Below are 19,438 nucleotides of genomic sequence, written 5' to 3'. Positions count from 1 at the left end.
TGTCATCCCGCCGGTAGCGCCCATTCCAAGAGAGACCCATGCCCCTTTCGAATTCCCGGACCCTCGCCTCGCTCATCGCTCCCGCGCTCGCAGCCCTCGTGGCCGCCGGCTGCAGCCCGACTCCCTCGGCCCCGGAACCGTCGGCCACCCGCAGCGACGGCCCGCGGCAGGATGCGACGTCGCCGACGTTGGCGTGGGCCCGCGGCATCGAGAACCAGCGCAAGGCGGACCTGGGCAACGGCACCTTCCTCAACCCGATCCTCGGCGGCGACCACCCGGACCCGTCGGTCCTGCGCGTCGGCGACGACTACTACATGACGCTGTCGTCGTTCGATGCCTATCCCGGCCTGCCGATCTGGCATTCCCGCGACCTGGTCAACTGGGCTCCGGTGGGCCATGCGATCACCGAGAATGTCGGCTCCATCTGGGCGCCCGACCTGGTCCTCCATGAGGGTCGCTATTACATCTACTTCCCGGCGCGCGTCGGCGGCACCGAGGGCACGCAACGCAGCAATTACGTGGTCTGGGCGGATGACATCAACGGCCCGTGGAGCGAACCGGTCAACATCGGCCTGCCGGGCCACATCGACCCCGGCCACGCGGTCGGCGAGGACGGCAAGCGCTACCTGTTCCTGAGCGGCGGCGACTACGTCGGGCTGTCCGACGACGGCCTGTCCACGGTGGGCGAGGTCAAGCACGTCTACGATGGCTGGCAGTACCCGGAGGAGTGGGTCGTCGAAGGCTACGCGCAGGAAGGACCCAAGATCACCCGCCGCGGCGACTGGTATTACATGATCACCGCGGTCGGCGGCACCGCCGGGCCGCCGACCGGCCACATGGTGATCGTCGCGCGCTCCAAGTCGATCCACGGCCCCTGGGAGAACGCACCGAACAACCCCGTCGTGCGCACCGAAACGCGCGGCGAGGACTGGTGGTCGCGTGGCCACGCCACCCTGGTCGAAGACACCGCGGGCCAGTGGTGGATGGTCTACCACGGCTACGAAAACGGCCTGTGGACGCTCGGCCGCCAGGCCCTGCTGGATCCGATCGAATGGACCGCGGACGGCTGGTTCGTCGCCAAGGGCGGTGATCTCGGCGAACCCCTGCCGAAGCCGGCAGGGACGGCGGTCGAGCACGGCATGGCGCTGTCCGACGCGTTCGACGGCCCGGCACTGGGAACGCAGTGGGCGTTCTACGACCCCGAGCCGGGCGAAATGTCGCGGGTGTCGTTTGAAGACGGCGCGCTGGTCCTGGCCGGCAAGGGCACCGTCCCCGCCGACGCGTCGCCGCTGACCCAGATCGCCGGCGATCGGGACTACCAGTTCGAGGTCCACATGCGGATCGAACCGGGCGCGGTCGGCGGCGCCCTGATGTTCTACAGCGACCGCCTGTATGCCGGCGTCGGCAGCAACGGCAAGGACTTCATCATGCACCGCTACGGCAAGGAGCGCCCCGCGAAGCTGTCCCCCGGCCCCGGCGGCGACCTCTGGCTGCGGATGACCTACCAGGATCAGATCCTGACCACCCACTACAGCTTCGACGGCGACGAGTGGACCAAGTACGGCGTCCAGATGGAGCTGTCCGGGTACCACCACAACGTCGCCGGCAGGTTCCTCTCCCTGCGTCCGGGCGTCTATGCCGCCGGCGACGGGAAGGTGCGCTTCATCGACTACCGGTACCGCGCGCTCGACTGAGCGGAGCGGCTAGAATCCACGGGACCACGACGCGACCCACCCGATGCCCGCAGCCAAGAAACCACGCAAGAGCGCGATCGACCCGGCCGACTTCAAGGGCCGGGCGGCGACGATCAACGACATCGCGCGGCTCGCCGGCGTATCGAAGAAGACCGTCTCGCGGATCATCAACCGCTCGCCGCTGGTGCGCGAGGAAACCCGCGAACGGGTCGAGGCGCTGATGCGGGAGGTGGGCTACACCCCCGACCCGCTGGCGCGCGGCCTCGCCTTCCGCCGCTCGTTCCTGATCGGCATGGTCTACGACAACCCGACCGCGCAGTTCATCGTGAACATGCAGTACGGCGCGCTGGATGCGTTGCGCGGGTCGGGTTTCGAGCTCGTGGTGCATCCCTGCGACAGCCGCAGCCCCGACTACATCGACGGCGTGCGGCGCTTCGTGCAGCAGCAGAAGCTGCACGGCGTGATGCTGGTCCCGCGCGTGTCTGAGGACCAGGCCCTGGCCGACATGCTCGCCAGCATAGGCTGCCGCTACACCCGCATCGCGGCGGTAGCGCTGGACGCGCATTCGCGGATGGTCATCACCCATGACCGCGATGGCGCGGCCGAAGCGGCCGACTACCTGCAGACCCTGGGCCATCGCGACATCGCCCTGATCACCGGACCCGGCGCCTACCGGTCCGCGATCGAGCGCACCGAGGGCTTCGTCGACGCACTGTCGCGACGCGGGATCAAACTGCCGAAGTCGCGGGTGCTCGAGGCCGGCTACACCTTCGAATCGGGCGTGGCCGCGGCCGAGAAACTGCTCTCGGCGAAGGACCGGCCGACCGCGATCTTCTGCGAGAACGACGAAATGGCCGCTGGCGTGTACCGCGTCGCGCTGCGCATGGGCATCAGCATCCCGCGCCAGCTGTCCGTGATCGGGTACGACGACAGCCCGCTGGCCTCGCGCCTGTGGCCGCCGCTGACCTCGGTCCGTCGCGACACGCGCGATACCGGGCGGATCGCCGCGGCCATGCTGATCCAGTCCGAGGACGACCTGCGCGGCCGACCGGTCGCCAGCGTGCGCCCGCACCTGGTCGCGCGGGACTCCTGCCAGCCGCCCGAAGCCTGAATCCCACCCCGCCGCGGGCCAGCCAATGGCGCAGCGCGGAATGACACCGGTTTCCAAACCGCCTAGAATCGAAAGACAGCCCAACCCGCCATCGCGGCGTGCCACCGGTTGCAACGGGCACCCCGCATCCAGCGCCACCACGGGCCCGCGCCCGCCAACTCAGAACGCGAAGGGGTAACACCGATGTCGAATCCATTCAGTCTCGAAGGCAAGGTCGCGCTGGTCACCGGCGCCAACACCGGCCTGGGCCAGGGCATTGCACTGGCGCTGGCCGCCGCAGGCGCGGACATTGCCGCCGCCGGCATCGTGCCGGCCGACGAGACCGGCGAGAAGATCACGGCCCTCGGCCGCCGTTTCCTCAACATCGACGCCAACCTGATCAGCATCGAGCCGGTCGAGCGCATCGTGGCCGAAACCGTTGCAGGCCTCGGCGGCCTCGACATCCTGGTCAACAACGCCGGCCTGATCCGCCGCGCCGACGCCGTCGAGTTCTCCGAGAAGGACTGGGACGACGTGATGAACGTCAACATCAAGTCCGCCTTCTTCATGTCGCAGGCCGCCGGCAAGCACTTCATCGGCCAGGGCCGCGGCAAGATCATCAACATCGCCTCGATGCTGTCCTTCCAGGGCGGCATCCGCGTGCCGTCGTACACCGCGTCCAAGAGCGGAATCGCCGGCATCACCCGCCTGCTGGCCAACGAATGGGCGGCCAAGGGCATCAACATCAACGCGATCGCGCCGGGCTACATGGCCACCGACAACACGGCGCAGTTGCGTGCGGACGAGGACCGCAACAAGGCCATCCTCGATCGCATCCCGGCCGCACGCTGGGGCGAGCCGGCCGACCTGGGCGGCACCGCGGTGTTCCTGTCCAGCACCGCCTCCGACTACGTCAACGGCGCAGTGATCCCGGTCGACGGCGGCTGGCTGGCGCGCTGACGCGCCCCTCGCGGTCCCGGCAGGCGCCCGGACCGCACCCCGGCACCCCGCGTGCCGGACGCTAACCATCTCCATACACGCAAGAGAGCTCCCCCATGAAAATCGCTTTGATGCAGGAATTCAGCCAGGCCGCCAAGAACCCGGTCGTGCTGGAGCAGCTGAACACCGTCGCCGCCGCGCAGGGCCACCAGGTCTTCAACGTCGGCATGGACGGTGACAACGACCACCGCCTGACCTACATCCACCTCGGCATCTGCGCCGCGCTGCTGATCAATTCGAAGGCGGTCGATTTCGTCGTCGCCGGCTGTGGCACCGGCCAGGGCGCGATGATGTCGCTCAATGCCTGGCCGGGCGTGTACTGCGGCTACTGCATCGAGCCGACCGACGCCTTCCTGTTCGCCCAGGTCAACAACGGCAACGCGCTGGCCCTGCCCTTCGCCAAGGGCTACGGCTGGGGTGCGGAGATCAACATCCGCTACATCTTCGAGAAGGCGTTTGCCGGCGAGCGCGGCCAGGGCTACCCGGCCGAGCGCAAGGAATCGCAGATGACCAACGCGGGCATCCTGGCCGACGTGAAGGCCGGCGCGTCCAAGGACTTCGTCGAGGGCCTGAAGTCGATCGACCCGGAGCTGGTCAAGCAGGCCGTCGGCGGCGAGCGCTTCCAGAAGGCGTTCTTCGACAACGCGCAGGACGAGGCGATCGTGGCCTACGTCAAGTCCGTGCTCGGCAAGTAAGCCGGCACACGAGGCAATCCCAGCGGGCGGCCCGACAGGCTGCCCGCTTCCCTGATCGACGCTCGGGACCAGGCCATGAAGACCCGCTGCATCGCCCTCCTTTCGACGTTCGCGTTCGCCGCCTGCGTGCATGCCGGCGAGCCGCGCACGGATTCCTACGTCGAGAACGAACGCGACATCGCGGTCGAGCAACCGGGTCCCCACGAGGGCACGGGCACCACCACCGCCTATCCGTTCTTCGATGACGCGGAGGGGTTCGAGACCATCTTCCGCAAGCGCGCCCTGCATCCGGGCGCCAGCATCGGTGCGCACCTCAACGACAAGGACGAGATCTACTACATCCTGTCGGGCGAAGGCGAGCTGATGCTCGACGGCGAAACCCGTGCGGTGGGCCCGGGCGATGCCATCCTCACCCGCGACGGCAGCCGCCATGCGCTGTACCAGCGGGGCTCCGAAGACCTGGTGATCTTCATCGTCTACCGCAAGCGCCCCGCCACCCCTACGCCCACACCCACGCCCTGAGCGTTCGCAGGACAGGGGTGGAACGGTTGGCGGCCAGCGCGTTCGCACCGGCCGCCATTCCGCTGACGCGACCTCAGAACCGCAGGTCGGCGCGCACGTAGAAGAACCGTCCGCCCGGGATGTCGTAGGTCGACGCGTCGTAGCCGTTCAACGAGCACGACAGGCAGATCGGCGGGTCCTCGTCGAGCACGTTGTTGGCGCCCGCGGTCAGCGTGAAGCCCTTCAGCCAGTCGAAGCGGTAGCCCACCTGCAGGTCGTGGTAGGTGATGGCATCCAGCGTGTTGGTGCCGGTGTCGGGGTCGCCGCAGACCGGGAACGTCACCGCGCCGCCGCAGTCCTCGGTCAGCTCGCTGATGTAGCGGATCGTCCATGACGCCGTCCATGCGTTCCGCGACCAGTCCAGCACCGCGTTCGACGTCCACTCCGGGATCGCGCTGTCGTTGACCTCGATGCCGGGTGCGCGCGGCTGCACCTGTCCCGCCGCGCCCACGGCCTCGTAGCGGGTGACGAAGGTGTTCTGCCAGGTCGCACGGAACCGGCCCGCCGAACTTTCCGGCAGCGTCCACGCCAGATCGGCATCCCAGCCCTCGGTCTTGATCGAACCGAGATTGGTCAGGCGGTTGCTGAAGTTGCTGATGCCACCCGTCGATGCACGCGAGATGCCATTGCAGTACAGCGGGTCGAGCGTCTCCACGCACAGGTCGAGCTGGGTCTGCGCGTCGATCGCCTGCACCGCCCCTTCCAGGCTGTGCCGGTAGTAGGTCACCTCGAGGTCGAGCCGCTCGGACCATGCCGCGTCGCTGGCGAAGGCCGGACTGTAGACGAAGCCCGTGCTGAAGCTGTTCGAGGTCTCCGGCTCAAGGTCCGGATTGCCACCCGTCACCACCGAGATCTGCGGGTTCGCCTGCGCATAGCCCGCCGGCACGCCCAGCGTGCGGCAGTTCGGCTCCACCGACGGGTCGAGGAAGGGCTCGGTGCAGGGATCGCGAAGCTGCGCATCGAACCGGCTGTCGGACCCGTACAGCTCGCCGATCGACGGCGCCCGGAAGCCTTCGGCGAACGTCGCGCGAAGGACCAGCTCGTCGGCCACCTGCCAGCGCAATCCGTACTTGGGCGTGAACTCACCGCCGAAGGTGGAGTAATCCGAGTACCGCCCGGCGAGGCTCAGGTCGAGCTTCTGGCCGTCAGCCAAGGCGAACAGCGGCACGTTGAACTCGACGTAGACCTCGTTGACGTCGTACTCGCCCGATGTCGCCTGCGACGGCACGCCGTTGTAATCGCCGGCCACGGTGATCGGATCCGGCCGGTACCACCCTTCGTACTTGCGGTACTCGTAGCCCGTGGCGAACGACAGCGGGCCGGCCCACATGTCGAACAGGTCGCCCGACAGGTTCGCCGAGAAGAGTCCAAGCGTCTGCTCGCTCCTATCGCGCACTACCGGCTGGATGAAGTCCAGCATTTCCCGGGTGATGGTGCCTTCGCCGAAGATGTCCAGCGGCACGCAACCGGCGATCGCCGCACAGGCTGCCGGGTCGCCCAGCGCCTGCGAGATCTTGCGGATGTTGTAGCTGCCGCGGTTGGTCTGCTCGGCCTCGTTGCGGCTGTAGGCGGCGTTGGCGTCCCAGAACCAGTAGCGGCTGCCAGCCTCGAAACTGCCTTCCAGGCCCGTGGCGACGTACTGGGTGTCGACCTGCTGCTCGAAGACGCGCGGCCCGCCTTCCACCGGACGCCGCCCGATCAGGATCAGGTTGCTCGAGGAGTCCAGGTCGAACCCGAACGGGTTGTACGGGTTCAGTCCGGAAATCACGATGTTGTCCGCCAGCGGATTGCCGGTGCCCGCCTCGGGGCCGAGGAAGATCGGTTCCGGTGCCGCCTGGTTGGTGGACTCACGGCGGTTCGCGAGGGCCTTCACGTACCACTGGACGTTGTCGTTGATGTCGAAGCGGAACTGGCCGAACAGGCCCATCCGTCGCGAAGGCGTGAGCAGCAGGTTGTACTGCGCGAAGTTGAAACGGTCGTCGGTGGCGAAGCAATGGAACCCGTCGGTACGCGTGCAGCCCTGCGACGGGTCGTAGGACGGGTCGGGCGTTGCGTCGTTCGGCGTGATGTCATGGGTCACGCCGGTGTTGGGATCGGTGAAGATGAAGCGTCCCGTGGGCGTGCCCGAGCTGCCGAACGCCACGCCGGTGCCAGGCACCGGATACGAGGACTGCTCGCGGTCGGACGCCTTGATCTTCTCCTGGTCGACGTAGCTCAGGCCGAGGAACAGGCTGCTGCGCTCGGTGGTCATGCCCCAGGACAGGTCCACGTTGCTGTTCGCGCCGTCGCCCTCGCCGTACTGGCCATAGCCGACGCTGATCTGCGCGCCGTCCATGTCGCGCCGGGTGATGATGTTGACCACGCCCGCGATCGCATCCGAGCCATACAGGGAGGATGCGCCGTCCTCGAGCACCTCGATCCGTTCGACGATGGCGAGCGGGATGGTGTTGAGGTCGGTCGAGGCGCCCACGCCGGACGCCGAGGCTTCGTTGACCCAGCGGACGCCGTCGACCAGCACGAGTACGCGCTTGGAGCCGAGGTGCCGCAGGTCGACCTGCGCGGAACCCGCGCCGACGCCGCCGCCATCGGGCGGGAAGCCGAAGTTGCCCGAGGAATTGAACTTGGTGTTGAGGGCCGATCCGGATCCGGTCAGCTCCTGGACCACGTCGCCCAGCGACGTCAGTCCCGTGCGGTCGATGTCCTCCCGACTGACCGTATGGATCGGGACCTGCGTCTCGATCTCGGCTTTCTTGATGCGGGTGCCGGTGACGGTGACCGAGTCGAGGGTCTTGGCCGCATCGCCCGAGTCCTGGGCGGTGGCGATGGCCGGCGCGACGATCATGCCGGCCAGCAGTGACGCGCGGATCGCGCGCGCCAGGATGTTGCGGTGTTGCACGTTCATGGTGCTCTCTCTCCCTAGGAATGGCTGACAGAACTGACAAACCAATGCGCCCCACCCCTGTCCGTATTCCTTGGGGGCACCCGGGATTTGTAAACGTTTTGTGAATCCGCCACAACCATGACCGTAGGCATGGGGACGGGGTGTGGTGCCGCCACGGCCGCGCGTCCCGGCTTGCAAGTGCCGTACTAAGGTCGGCGGGCGCCGCAACCTGAATGCCGGTTCAACACGGCTCCGGCGAGGGACGCCGCCGGCAGGCGCACGCCGAAGGACGGCATCGCCTGATGCGCCGGAACGCCTGGCCGAGTGCCGGGCGTTCCCGTTCCTGCGGGAGGCGGACCATCGGGTTCAGCCGCTGAAAGCCAGGCTGGCCCCCACCAGCAGCAGGAACACGGCGAAGACACGCTTCAGGGCGTCACCGGACAGGCGGTGGGCAAGGCGGGTCCCGTACGGCGCCGCCAGTACCGAGGCCGCCGCGACGCCGAGCGCGGCGGGCACATACACGTAGCCGATGGCGTGCGCGGGCAGGGCACCGTCGGGTGCATGCGCGGCATACCCGGCCGCACTGGCCAGGCCAATGGCGATGCCGCATGCGGAAGACGTGCCCACCGCCCGCACCGGCGCGCTGCCCAGGGCCACCAGCAAGGGGACGGTCATGCTGCCCCCGCCAATGCCGACCACCGCCGAGAGCGCACCGATGCCCCCGCCCGCTGCCGTCATGCCCACGCCACGCGGCGACGTTCCATGAGTGACGCCGGTACGGGGGCGGCCCAGCATCAGTTGCGCTGCAGCCAGCAGGCAATAGCCGGCGACGAGCCAGCGCAACACGTCATCGTCGATCCGTACCGCGATGCCGCTGCCCAGCCAGCCGCCCAGCAGCAGGCCCGGCACCATCCAGGCCACCGTCGGCCACATCACGCTGCCGCGCCGATGGTGCGCGCGCGCGGATGCCGCCGCGGTCAGTACGATACTCGCGAGCGAACTGGCCAGCGCCGCATGCATGGCCGCTTCCTGCGGCACCCCCATCAGTGGCAGCAGCCAGGCCAGCGCAGCCACCAGCACCAGCCCCCCGCCGACCCCCAACAGCCCAGCGAGCACGCCCGCGACGCCTCCCAGGGCCAGGAAACACAACAGGGAAACCGGCAAGGACATGACGCACACCCGGGAAGAGGATTCCGAAGCGTACGTGAAGGATCGCCATCGCTGGAACCGCGACCCTGCGTGCGAGCGCTTTCACCAAAGGCTTCATGAAGCCTCCGCTATAGTCGGCCCATGACCATCCCCCGCTCTCCCCGGACCGCGTTCGCGCTCATCGTGGCGGCCCTTGCGGGCACCGCATGCGCCAGCCCTGCCCAGACGGCCGCCGTCGCCGCGTCCACGCCCGCTCCACGCCCTTCCACGCTGCAACCCCTGCCCGATCCGCGCCTCCCGCGGGTGGGAGACGCCATCGACGCCGCCCAGGCAGGGCGCCTGGACGCAGGCAGTCACGGCGACCTGGCCGATCATGCCCTGTACCGCTGGATCGGATACGCGGACCTGCGCCGCAATCTGGACACGCTGCCCGCTTCGCGCGCGGAGGATTTCCTGAAGCGATATGGCGACGAAGCCGTGGGCACCGCGTTCCGGCTCGCCTGGCTGGGGCAACTGGCCAGGCGCGAGGACTGGCCCGCCTACGTCGCGGCCTGGCGCGAGGGCATCGACGCGACGGCGCTCGAGTGCCATGCCCTGCAGGCGGAAAGCGCCACGGGCCGCATGCGCAGCGATTGGACCGCGCGCGCCCAGGCCACGTGGACCGGCAGTGGCACGTCCCTGCCCGATGCCTGCGACCCGGTGTTCGCGACCCTCGCGGCACGCGGCGAGCTGACGCCCGCACTGCGCTGGGAGCGCTTCGACAAGGCCATCGATGCATGGGATGCCGGCATGATGCGCGCGATCGGACGCGGCATGTCCGGCGGGGACGCCACGCTCGCCGCGGATTACGCCGCCTTCATGAGTGCGCCGCACGCGCGCGCACTGGACTGGCCGAAGACCGAACGCAGCCGCCGGGTGGCCTCGCAGGGCCTCGCGCGCCTGGGCAAGGCCGATCCGGATGCCGCCGAAGCCGCCCTGCCGCGCTACGCCGATGCACTGGGTTTCAATGAAGCGGACCGCGGCCGCGTGCTGTACCAGATCGCGCTGTGGACCGTGGCGTCGTACCTGCCCCGCTCGGCTGAACGCCTGGCGCGGGTCCCGGACGCGAGCTACGACCCGCGCCTGCACGAATGGCAGGTGCGCGAAGCGCTGTCGCGCTCCGACTGGACCGCGGCCCTGTCGGCCATCCGACGCATGGGCACCGAGCAGCGGAACGAGGCGCGTTGGACGTACTTCGAAGCACGCCTCAGCGAGAAGGCCGGCGATCACGCCGGTGCACGTCGCCTGTACCACCAGGCCGCCAACGAAAGCGAATTCCACGGCTTCCTCGCCGCCGATCGCATCGACGCGCCCTACGCACTGTGCCCCTGGCAACCACAGGCCGATGCCGCGACCGTCCGCAAGGTGACCGGGGATCCGGCCCTGCAGCGCGCGGTGCTGCTGGCACGCCTGGGGCATTACGGGTGGGCCGTGGCCGAGTGGAAGGATGCGCGCGGGCGCTTCAGCGACGCCGAACGCATCCTCGCCGTGGACTATGCCGAAGCCAACGGCTGGTTCGACCGCGCGGTCTTCGGACTGGACCTCTCCAACCCCGACGAGCGCCGCCTTTACGACCTGCGCTTTCCCCTGCACCACGACGCGACCATCCGCCGCGAGGCCACCCGCAACCGCCTCGATCCGGCATGGGTGGCCGCGGAGATCCGCGCCGAAAGCACCTTCAATCCACGCGCGCGCTCCCCCGCCAACGCGATGGGCCTGATGCAGATCCTGCCCGCGACCGGTGCCAGTGTCGCCAGCCGGCTCGGCCGGTCCTGGGGCGGGGCATCGAGCCTCTACGATCCCGACACCAACATCGTGCTCGGTACCGCCTACCTGCGGCAGATGATGGACGAGAACGGTGGGCAACCCTATTTCGCCATTGCCGGCTACAACGCCGGCCCGACCCCGTTGCTGCGCTGGCGCACGCAGCGCCCGGGCATGGATCCCGATTTCTGGATCGAGACGATCAGCTACCGCGAGACACGTGAGTACACCGCCCGCGTACTGGCCTTCAGCGTGATCTACGACTGGAAGCTGGACGGCGATGCGCTGCGCCTGGAAGACCGCATGCGCGGCCGGGTCGACGGCCCGCGGAAGGCATTCGCATGCCCTGCCGCGGCGGTGGGAGGCTGAGCGGGTGGGCGACGACCTTCGCCACGTGGTTGTACTGGGGGGCACCGGTTTCGTGGGCCGTCCGCTGGTGCAGCGCCTGCTGGACGATGGCCGGCGGGTGACCGTCCTCAGCCGCGGCCCGGGCAAGGACGCGGCGGCCTACCGGGCCCGGCGGGCGGCATTGAGCCGCGATGCCAGCGTCCTCGAAGGCGACGTCCATGATGTCGACTTCCTGCGCGCGGTGCTTGACGACGCCGATGCCGTCGTCAACCTCGCCGGCATCCTCAACGAGAAACGCGACGACGGCGAAGAGTTCGAGCGGGTGTTCACTGCGCTCACGCGTTCGCTGGTGACCGCGATGCACGAGAACGGCGTGCGCCGGCTGCTCCAGATGAGCGCCCTGAACGCCGGCATCGGCCAGAGCCACTACCTGCAAGCGCGCGGACATGCCGAACGCGAAGTGCGTGCCTCGCGGCTGGACTGGACGCTGTTCCAGCCGTCGGTGATCGCGGGCCCGGGCGACGGCCTGTTCTGTCGCTTCGACGCGCTCCTGCGGTTTGCGCCGGTGCTCCCCGTGGGCCGGGCGGACGCCAGGTTCCAGCCGGTCTGGATCGACGACGTGGTCGAGGCCTTCGCCCGCGCGCTGGGCAACACCGCCACCGTGCACCAGACCTATCCGCTGGTCGGTCCCGACATCCTCACGCTGGCCGGGATCATCCGTCTTGCCGCGCGGGCGCGTGGACGCCATCGCATCGTGCTCGGTCTGCCCGAGGCTCTGGGCCGGTTGCAGGCGGGCGTCGGCGAGCACCTGCCCGGCAAGCCGATCAGCCGGGATAACTGGCGCGCCCTGCAGTTGGATTCGATCAGTGACGAGGACGGGCTTGCCCGCCTCGGCATCGATGCGACGCCGGTCCCTGCGCAGGTCCCGGTCATCCTGGGCGTACGTGCCCGGACATGAGTCCCCCCGGTACCTACCTGGTCGGTGGCGCGGTGCGCGACCGCCTGCTGGGGCTGCCCCCGGGGGATCGCGACTGGGTGGTGGTGGGCCGCACGCCGGCGGAGATGCGCGACGCGGGTTTCCGTCAAGTCGGGCGCGACTTCCCGGTATTCCTGCACCCCGCGACCGGTGAGGAACATGCGCTGGCCCGGACCGAGCGCAAGAGCGGGCGCGGCCACGTTGGCTTCGTCGTCCACGCCGACCCGTCGGTCACGCTCGAACAGGATCTCGAACGCCGCGACTTCACGCTCAATGCCATCGCCGAGGACGCCGACGGTCGCCTGATCGACCCGTTCGGTGGCCGGCGCGACATCGAAGCGCGCCGCCTCCGCCACGTCAGCCCCGCGTTCGCCGAAGACCCGCTGCGCGTACTGCGTGCGGCGCGCTTCATGGCCCGCCTCGCTCCACTCGGTTTCAGCATCGCCGAGGACACCCTCGCGCTCATGCGCTCGATGGTCGCCGCAGGCGAGGTGGCCGAGCTGGTGCCCGAACGCGTATGGCAGGAGCTGCGCAAGGCCTTGGCCGCGCCGTCGCCCTCGGCCTTCCTGCGCTCCCTGCGCGACTGCGGTGCACTGGCGGTGGTCCTGCCCGAGGTCGACGCCCTGTACGGCGTTCCGCAACGGGCCGAATACCACCCCGAGGTCGATACCGGCGTGCATGTCGAACTGGTATGCGAGCGGGCCGCCGCACTGGCGCCGGGAGACGACCGGGTCGGTTTCGCAGCGCTCACGCACGACCTCGGCAAGGCCCTCACGCCCGATGGCGTCTTGCCCTCCCATCGCGGACACGAGCAGCGCGGCCTCGCGCCGCTGGCGGCCCTGGCGACGCGCCTCAAGGTGCCCAACGGACACCGCGAGCTGGCGGAGGTGGTCTGCCGCGAGCACCTCAACATCCACCGCATCGACGAACTCCGTCCCGCCACCCTGCACGACCTGCTGGCACGCTGCGATGGCTTCCGCAAACCGGAACGGATCCGCCGGCTGGCGCTGGCGTGCCGCGCCGATGCGCAGGGACGCACCGGTCTGGAACACAGCCCCTATCCCCAGGCGGACCGGCTGGTCGCCGCGCTCGAGGCCGCGCTCGCCGTGAAGGCACGCGACGTCGCCGAGGGACGCAGCGGCCGCGCGGTGGGCGAGGCGCTGCGACGCGAACGGATCAGAGCCATTGCACGAAGTGCAGGGCCCGGCGGCACTGAGGCGATGCCCTGAGCCGGTATCCCGGACCGGCTGCCCCGGGCGAGCCACCCTGCGTGCCACGCGACCAGGCGATTCACCGCCGCGGCCCGCTGCCCTGCCGGGCGCCGGTCAGAACCGGTAGCCCAGCCGCATGTAGTAGCTGCCGCCATTCATGCCGAACGGCAAGGTCTCCCAGCCGTACTTGAAGCCCAGTTGCGGGAACGGAGCGCCGTCGACCGCGTCCCACGTGTCGGGATAGGTGTCGAAGATGTTGTTGCCGCCCACGGTCAGCGCGAGCGCGTCGGAGAACGCATAGCGCACCGCCAGGTCGAACAGGGTCTTGCCGCCCCAGGTCTGCTTGATGCCCGGGGTGAAGCCTTCGCCGGAGACCGAGCCGTAGTAGTTCGCGCGGCCGGTCACCTGCCACGCGTCCTTGCCCCAGATGGCCTGCAGCACGTGGTGCTCGCCCGGCTGCCCTTCCTCGAGCAGGGTCACCTGGGTGTCGTCGAACAGCGCCTCGGGCGAGAGGATCGGCGACTGCGAGCGGCGCGCGGTGACTTCGGTCTCGTTGAAGTGCAGCAACGCGGTGAGGTTGAGCGTCGAGCCGCCCTGGAACTCGGTGTTGTGGTTGGCGACGAAGTCCAGGCCGGTGGTGCGGGTGTCGATGGCGTTGGTGAAGAACAGCACCTGGCCGACGCCGATCGGGTCGAGGATCGCGCTGATCGGGCAGTTGGCGTTGTCGGCCGCGCAGGGGTTGCCATCGGTGCCGACCGACTCGGGCTGGATGTTGCTCGAGAAGATGATGCGGTCGTCGATGTCGATGCGGAACAGGTCGACGGTCAGCGAGAAACGGTCGCTCGGGGTGATGACGAAGCCCAGCGAGCCACTGGTCGAGGTCTCTTCCTGCAGGGGCTCGATGCCGAAAGCGCGGGTGACATCGCTGTCCTGCCGCGCGGTGAGGGTGTCGGTCAGCACGCCGGCGGCGTTGAGGTTGGTCGAGCGCTGGCCGTAGAACAGCTGCTGCACGCCCGGCGCGCGGAAGCCGCTGGAGACCGTGCCGCGCACGGCGAAGGCCTCGGTCGCGTCGAAGCGCGCCGACAGCTTGCCGGTCGTGGTGTTGCCGAAGTCGGAGTAGTCCTCGAAGCGCACGGCGGCACCGAGCAGGAAGCGCTCAGTGAGGTTGGTCTCCGCGTCCAGGTACGCCGCCACGTTGTGGCGCCCCTCGTCGACGGCCTCGGTCGGCGAGAAGCCGGGGAAGCCCTGCATGCCCGGCTGCGCGGTCTCGCCGGTCTGACCGACGATGTCGATGCCGCGATCGTTGGTGCGCCCATAGCTGTAGGACACCAGGTCGCCGGCGCGGATGGCGTAGTTCTCGCGGCGGTACTCCAGGCCCGTGCCCAGGTACAGCGGCTCGCCGTTGAAGCCCCCTACGCTGCCGCGAAAGTCGAGGTTGAAGGTGGTCTGGTCGTACTCGAGCTTGCCGGTGTCGGCCTGGGTCGGGGAGTCGGCATGGATGCCGGCGGAAGGATCAGCCGGATCGATCGGCTCGTACCACCACGACACATTGACCGAGTTGCCTTCCTCGAAACCGAAACGGCTGCGCCCGTGGTTGACCGAGATGTCCCAGTCCCAGGTATTGCCCAGCGGTGCGCGGTAGCCCACCGCGATCGAGCCGTCGTCGACCGTGGTCAGGATGTTCGGCAGGAAGCCATCGGGATACAGGTCCGGCACGGTGCGGTTGTCGCCGGCGCTGCGGAAGAAGCCCGACGAGTCACCCTCGCGCCGGGAGAGGCCGCCGAAGGCATACAGCTCGCCGGCGCCGGCCGGCAGCCCGCTGTTGAACCACAGGTACTGGTCCTTGGCGTCGGCGTCGCCCAGGCGCTGGGTCACGCGCGGGGGATCGACGCGCAGGCTGTCGGGACCCGCGCGATTGGTCTCGTTGCGGTTGCGGGCCTCGGCCGAGAGGTTGAGGAAGCCGCCATCGCCGCCGAGCTTGAAACCGGTATTGACCGAGCCGTGCAACGTCTCGCCGTCGCCGGCGTAGTACTGCGATCCCTCGACGACGACGTCGGTGTGGTCGGTCTGCTTCTTCAGGATGATGTTGATCACGCCGGAAATCGCGTCCGAGCCGTACTGCGCGGCGGCGCCGTCGCGCAGCACTTCGATGCGCTCGATCGCGGACACCGGGATCGCGTTGATGTCGGTACCGGCCGAGCCGCGCCCGATGGTCTGCTGCACGTTGACCAGCGCCTGCTGGTGGCGGCGCTTGCCGTTGACGAGCACGAGCACCTGGTCCGGGCCCAGCGCGCGCAGCGTGGCCGGGCGCAGGATGTCGGTGCCGTCGGACACGAAGGTGCGCGAGAAATTGAACGAGGGCTCCAGCATCTGCAGGATCTGGCCCACTTCCATCGCGCCGGTGGATTCGATTTCCTCGCGGCCGATGATGTCGACCGGGGCCGCGGTTTCCTCGGCGGTACGTCCGAGCACGCGCGAGCCGGTCACTTCGATCCGGTCGAGAGTGGTGGCGGCGTCTTCGGCCTGCTGGGCCTGGGCCGGCGCGAGAACGGCGACCAGCGATGCGGCAACGGCGAGCGCGAGCCGGGAAGGACGGGCAGTCATGGGCGATTCCTTTCGTTGTGATGGTGACGCCCGACCCCCTGTCAGGCGGCCGTAGGTTCACCACTTTTCAACGCCACTGCAAGCCCCCACGCCCGCACTGGGTGATCGCGGTCACGGCTCGGGCACCCATCTCAGGGCGTGCGCGGCCCCTGTCGGCCCGGACGGCCGGACAACCGCGCTTCCAGCGCCAACAGCCCGCGTGCGACCGGGGTGCGGCCCAGATACCAGCCGATGGCGACCCCCAGCGCATTGGCCACGGCATCCGCGCCATCGGCCATTCGCGAATCGGTCATCGCGCCCTGCGCGAACTCCAGGGCAATGCCCAGTGCAACCAGGGCGAGCGCCACCGCGGCATGGGTGCGGCGCGAGGCGAACAGCATGATCGCGCCGGTCGCCATCGCGGCGTAGGCGAGCAGGTGTTCGAGCTTGTCGACGCCATCGAAGGGCATCGGCGGCAGGTCGCGCGCCGGCAGCAACGACACCACCACCACCGCGGCGACGAACATCAGCCAGGCGCAGAGCCAGCCGCGTGGCCAGCGCAGCGGACGCAGGACCCGCGTCACCGGCCGCGACTCACAGGCGGAAGCTCAGGTCGCCCGCGAGGAACGCCGTGCCGAACTCGACGTCCTTCTGGAAGCCCATCACCTGGAAGCGCTCGCCCATCGCACTGGGCAGGGTCAGCTTCTTGACCTCTTCGGTGCGGCGCAGGCGCTCGGTTTCGTCGGCGATGCGTTCGATGCGTCCGAGCACGCCGGCCAGGCCATTGCCCATCAGGAAGCTGGACTGCGTGCAGTAACCGGCGAAGTCGAAGCCCGCACCCACGCCGGCCTCGGCCAGGGCGGTGAAATCGACCGATGCGGTGATGTCCTGCAAGCCCGGCCAGCGCAGCACGTCGTGGTGCATCTGCTGGCGGTAGAACGCACGCAGGGTGCCGTCGCTGCGCTCGGCCTGGTAGAACTCCGCGCGCGGATGGCCATAGTCGACGAACAGCATCGCGCCGCGGCGCATGCCGCCGCTGACGGCCTGGATCCAGTACGGCAGCTGCGGCAAGAGTTCGGAGCGGTAGCCGTCCGGGAAGCGCCGCCCAAGCCGCTGCTCAAGCTGGCGCACCGCATTGCCGAGGAAGGCATCGGCCGGCCGGGTGATGCGCGCGAAGTCGCCGCCGTCGCGCACCACCAGTTCCTCATGGACCTCGCCGTCGACGATCGCGAAGCGCGGCGTCGGCAGGGCGTCGATGACTTCGTTGGCAAACAGCACGCCGTCCCAGTCGTCGCCGAACGGTGCATCCAGCCATTCGACGAGTTCGAAATGCAGCGGCGGCAGCGCCGCCTGCAGGCGCTCGCGCTGGCGTTCGCGCAGCTGCGCGCTGGGCTCGAGGATGGCGTAGCGTTCGGGCAGCGCGTCGAGCTCGGTGAGCCGCTTGAGCACGACCTCGGCGAACGCACCGGTGCCCCCACCGAGCTCCAGGAAACGCGCCTCCTCGCCGAGTTGCTGGAGCACGGGCGCGACGGCCTCGGCCACGCAGGCGGCGAACACGGGGCCCAGCTCGGGCGCGGTGATGAAGTCGCCGGCCTCGCCGAACTTGGTCGCGCCGGCGCTGTAGTAGCCCAGCCCAGGCGCATACAGGGCCAGCTCCATGAAGCGCGAGAACGGGATGGCCTGGCCCTCGGCCGCGTCGATCTCCGCCCGCAGGTGGGCGGCCAGTCGGTGGCTGTGCGCGAGGGCGTCGGCGTCGGGGGTCGGCAGGGCGTTCATGGGGCGGATTATCGCAGGCCGGCGCGCGCTTGGCCTTGCGGCGGCGGGCCGGCTACCCTCGTGGCTGGTCTAGTGAAGCACTGCCATGGCATCGACCCGCCCCGTCGCGCTCGTCACCGGCGCCGCCCGCCGCATCGGCGCGGCCACCGCGCGCCGGCTGCACGGCGCCGGTTTCAACATCGCGCTGCACTACCGCGGCTCCGTGGCCGAGGCTGAAGCGTTGGCCGCAGCGCTGAATGCCGAGCGCCCGGGCAGCGTGCTGCCGCTGCAGGCGGATCTCAGCACGTTCGACCGCCTGCCGGAACTGGTCGCGCGCACGGTGGGGCATTTCGGCCGCCTCGATGCACTGGTCAACAACGCTTCGAGCTTCGAGCCAACACCGATCGGCACCACCACGCCCGCACAGTGGGACCGGCTGTTCGCGAGCAATGCATTTGCGCCCTTCTTCCTCTCGCAGGCCGCCGCGCCGCACCTGGTGGCGGCGAAGGGCGGCATCGTCAACCTCGTCGACATCTATGCCGAGCGACCGCTGCACGACCACACTGTCTACTGCATGGCGAAGGCGGCGCTGCTGGCGATGACGCGCTCGCTGGCGATGGAGCTTGGTCCGGACGTGCGGGTCAACGCGGTGTCGCCCGGCGCGATCCTGTGGCCCGAGCCCGGCGACGGCGACGCGGTTGCGGGCGATGCCTGCACGGTCAAGCAGGCGGCGATGATCGAGCGCACGCCCATGCAGCGCACCGGGACACCCGAGGAGGTTGCCGAGGCCGTGCGCTGGCTGCTGGTCGACGCGACCTACAGCACCGGGCAGGTCATCCACCTCGACGGCGGGCGCCTGCTGGCCGGCTGAGCCTCAGGCGAACGCCAGCGCCTCCCCGCGCAGGTCCGCGTCGGCGCGCGCAGCCACGGCGGGGCGCGGCAATCGACCGCTGGCCTCGCCCACCGCCTCGCCCACGAAGATCACCCCGGGCGCGCCGGGGTCGAGCACGTCGGCGACATCCTCCAGCCCCGCAAGCGTGGTCAGCCAGCGCAGCTCGTCTGGCCGGCTGGCCGACTGCACGATGGCGACCGGCGTGGCGGCCGGCAGGTGCCGGCGCAGGGCCGCACCCAGCGCACCCGCGCGCCGCATGCCCATGTAGATCGCCAGCGTGGTGCCGGTCGCCGCCAAGGCCGCCCAGTCCGGTTCACCGTGGTCATGCGTGTGCGCGGTAACGAAGGTGATGCCATGGCAATGATCGCGATGGGTCAGCGAGACGCCCAGGCTGGCCGCTGCCGCGAAGCCCGCACTGACGCCGTTGACGATGCGCACTTCGATACCGGCGGCGCGCAGGAAGGCGATCTCCTCGCCGGCACGTCCGAACAGCAGCGCGTCACCACCCTTGACGCGCGCCACCCGCAGGCCACGCAGCGCATAACGCCGCATCAGCCGGCAGATGAACGCCTGCGGGGTGGAACGGCAGCCGCCGCGCTTGCCGACCCGGATCAGCCGTGCGCCGGGCGCGAAGCCAGCGATCGCCGGGTCGACCAGCTCGTCGACCAGGAGCACGTCGGCGGCCTCCAGCTCGCGCACCGCACGCAGGGTCAACAGGTCGAGTGCCCCTGGACCGGCCGACAGCAGCACGACCTCAGCGGGGGCGCGGCGACCAGGCGTGGGGGTATCGTGGGTCGGCAT

Annotated in this window: 15 protein-coding genes; 9 read left to right on the top strand and 6 right to left on the bottom strand. The window is 69.5% G+C overall.

The window, feature by feature from the left end; genetic code table 11:
* The first annotated feature begins 38 nt into the window (after nt 1-38).
* The 5 genes from H4F99_RS04620 (at nt 39) to H4F99_RS04600 (ending at nt 5,000) form a co-directional block, all read left to right on the top strand.
* The gene (locus H4F99_RS04620; RefSeq protein ID WP_182668562.1) at nt 39-1,694 is read left to right on the top strand and encodes a family 43 glycosylhydrolase; all 1,656 of its coding nucleotides are present in this window, start codon (nt 39-41) and stop codon (nt 1,692-1,694) included.
* 43 nt (nt 1,695-1,737) lie between these two features.
* Nucleotides 1,738-2,805 (top strand): LacI family DNA-binding transcriptional regulator, encoded by a 1,068-nt coding sequence (locus H4F99_RS04615; protein ID WP_182668561.1) that lies wholly within the window; start codon nt 1,738-1,740, stop codon nt 2,803-2,805.
* Between the two features lie 183 nt (nt 2,806-2,988).
* A complete protein-coding gene (gene kduD / locus H4F99_RS04610) occupies nt 2,989-3,744 on the top strand; it encodes a 2-dehydro-3-deoxy-D-gluconate 5-dehydrogenase KduD (RefSeq protein WP_182668560.1) in 756 nt (251 codons plus the stop codon).
* A gap of 95 nt (nt 3,745-3,839) precedes the next feature.
* Entirely contained in the window at nt 3,840-4,478 is a 639-nt protein-coding gene (locus H4F99_RS04605) for an RpiB/LacA/LacB family sugar-phosphate isomerase (RefSeq protein ID WP_182668559.1), read from the top strand.
* 75 nt (nt 4,479-4,553) lie between these two features.
* Nucleotides 4,554-5,000, top strand: a complete 447-nt coding sequence (locus H4F99_RS04600) for a cupin domain-containing protein (RefSeq protein ID WP_182668558.1) — start codon at nt 4,554-4,556, stop codon at nt 4,998-5,000.
* Nucleotides 5,001-5,073: 73 nt separating this feature from the next.
* Here the strand turns inward: H4F99_RS04600 and H4F99_RS04595 are convergent, their stop codons facing one another.
* Both H4F99_RS04595 and H4F99_RS04590 read right to left on the bottom strand, forming a co-directional pair.
* Nucleotides 5,074-7,941 (bottom strand): TonB-dependent receptor, encoded by a 2,868-nt coding sequence (locus tag H4F99_RS04595; protein ID WP_182668557.1) that lies wholly within the window; start codon nt 7,939-7,941, stop codon nt 5,074-5,076.
* 345 nt (nt 7,942-8,286) lie between these two features.
* On the bottom strand, nt 8,287-9,090 hold the full coding sequence (locus H4F99_RS04590; RefSeq protein ID WP_182668556.1) for a sulfite exporter TauE/SafE family protein: 804 nt from the start codon (nt 9,088-9,090) through the stop codon (nt 8,287-8,289).
* Nucleotides 9,091-9,210: 120 nt separating this feature from the next.
* On the opposite strand from H4F99_RS04590, the gene H4F99_RS04585 reads away from it, so the two are divergent.
* Genes H4F99_RS04585 through H4F99_RS04575 form a run of 3 tightly spaced genes read left to right on the top strand, consistent with a single transcriptional unit; the run spans nt 9,211 to nt 13,425 of the window.
* On the top strand, nt 9,211-11,241 hold the full coding sequence (locus H4F99_RS04585) for a lytic transglycosylase domain-containing protein (protein WP_182668555.1): 2,031 nt from the start codon (nt 9,211-9,213) through the stop codon (nt 11,239-11,241).
* Nucleotides 11,242-11,245: 4 nt separating this feature from the next.
* On the top strand, nt 11,246-12,178 hold the full coding sequence (locus H4F99_RS04580; RefSeq protein ID WP_343064136.1) for a complex I NDUFA9 subunit family protein: 933 nt from the start codon (nt 11,246-11,248) through the stop codon (nt 12,176-12,178).
* On the top strand, nt 12,175-13,425 hold the full coding sequence (locus H4F99_RS04575; protein ID WP_182668553.1) for a multifunctional CCA addition/repair protein: 1,251 nt from the start codon (nt 12,175-12,177) through the stop codon (nt 13,423-13,425). The genes H4F99_RS04580 and H4F99_RS04575 overlap by 4 nt, the downstream gene beginning before the upstream one ends.
* Nucleotides 13,426-13,521: 96 nt before the next feature.
* Here the strand turns inward: H4F99_RS04575 and H4F99_RS04570 are convergent, their stop codons facing one another.
* From H4F99_RS04570 to H4F99_RS04560, 3 genes are all read right to left on the bottom strand, one after another.
* Nucleotides 13,522-16,011, bottom strand: coding sequence for a TonB-dependent receptor plug domain-containing protein (locus H4F99_RS04570; protein WP_182668552.1), 2,490 nt, complete (start codon nt 16,009-16,011; stop codon nt 13,522-13,524).
* Between the two features lie 131 nt (nt 16,012-16,142).
* Nucleotides 16,143-16,574: a VanZ family protein gene (locus H4F99_RS04565; RefSeq protein ID WP_182668551.1), complete on the bottom strand. Its 432-nt coding sequence runs from the start codon at nt 16,572-16,574 to the stop codon at nt 16,143-16,145.
* Nucleotides 16,575-16,584: 10 nt separating this feature from the next.
* On the bottom strand, nt 16,585-17,766 hold the full coding sequence (locus H4F99_RS04560; RefSeq protein ID WP_182668550.1) for a class I SAM-dependent methyltransferase: 1,182 nt from the start codon (nt 17,764-17,766) through the stop codon (nt 16,585-16,587).
* 85 nt (nt 17,767-17,851) lie between these two features.
* On the opposite strand from H4F99_RS04560, the gene H4F99_RS04555 reads away from it, so the two are divergent.
* Nucleotides 17,852-18,616: a pteridine reductase gene (locus H4F99_RS04555; RefSeq protein WP_182668549.1), complete on the top strand. Its 765-nt coding sequence runs from the start codon at nt 17,852-17,854 to the stop codon at nt 18,614-18,616.
* A 3-nt stretch (nt 18,617-18,619) separates the two neighbouring features.
* Here the strand turns inward: H4F99_RS04555 and cobA are convergent, their stop codons facing one another.
* The gene (gene cobA, locus H4F99_RS04550) at nt 18,620-19,438 is read right to left on the bottom strand and encodes a uroporphyrinogen-III C-methyltransferase (RefSeq protein ID WP_220481052.1); all 819 of its coding nucleotides are present in this window, start codon (nt 19,436-19,438) and stop codon (nt 18,620-18,622) included.

The sequence above is a fragment of the Marilutibacter penaei genome, from assembly GCF_014145395.1.
GTDB classification, from domain to species: domain Bacteria; phylum Pseudomonadota; class Gammaproteobacteria; order Xanthomonadales; family Xanthomonadaceae; genus Marilutibacter; species Marilutibacter penaei.
The sequence above is the reverse complement of the archived record's forward strand: the minus strand, read 5'-3'. Positions and strand labels throughout refer to the sequence as shown.

Excerpts from the sequence above, each read along its gene's own strand:
- H4F99_RS04590 (WP_182668556.1), bottom strand. The coding sequence starts at position 9,090 with ATGTCCTTGCCGGTTTCCCTGTTGTGTTTCCTGGCCCTGGGAGGCGTC.
- cobA (WP_220481052.1), bottom strand. The coding sequence starts at position 19,438 with ATGCCGACCCACGATACCCCCACGCCTGGTCGCCGCGCCCCCGCTGAG.
- H4F99_RS04575 (WP_182668553.1), top strand. The coding sequence starts at position 12,175 with ATGAGTCCCCCCGGTACCTACCTGGTCGGTGGCGCGGTGCGCGACCGC.
- H4F99_RS04555 (WP_182668549.1), top strand. The coding sequence starts at position 17,852 with ATGGCATCGACCCGCCCCGTCGCGCTCGTCACCGGCGCCGCCCGCCGC.
- H4F99_RS04615 (WP_182668561.1), top strand. The coding sequence starts at position 1,738 with ATGCCCGCAGCCAAGAAACCACGCAAGAGCGCGATCGACCCGGCCGAC.
- H4F99_RS04600 (WP_182668558.1), top strand. The coding sequence starts at position 4,554 with ATGAAGACCCGCTGCATCGCCCTCCTTTCGACGTTCGCGTTCGCCGCC.
- H4F99_RS04605 (WP_182668559.1), top strand. The coding sequence starts at position 3,840 with ATGAAAATCGCTTTGATGCAGGAATTCAGCCAGGCCGCCAAGAACCCG.
- H4F99_RS04560 (WP_182668550.1), bottom strand. The coding sequence starts at position 17,766 with ATGAACGCCCTGCCGACCCCCGACGCCGACGCCCTCGCGCACAGCCAC.
- H4F99_RS04620 (WP_182668562.1), top strand. The coding sequence starts at position 39 with ATGCCCCTTTCGAATTCCCGGACCCTCGCCTCGCTCATCGCTCCCGCG.
- H4F99_RS04585 (WP_182668555.1), top strand. The coding sequence starts at position 9,211 with ATGACCATCCCCCGCTCTCCCCGGACCGCGTTCGCGCTCATCGTGGCG.
- H4F99_RS04570 (WP_182668552.1), bottom strand. The coding sequence starts at position 16,011 with ATGACTGCCCGTCCTTCCCGGCTCGCGCTCGCCGTTGCCGCATCGCTG.
- kduD (WP_182668560.1), top strand. The coding sequence starts at position 2,989 with ATGTCGAATCCATTCAGTCTCGAAGGCAAGGTCGCGCTGGTCACCGGC.
- H4F99_RS04595 (WP_182668557.1), bottom strand. The coding sequence starts at position 7,941 with ATGAACGTGCAACACCGCAACATCCTGGCGCGCGCGATCCGCGCGTCA.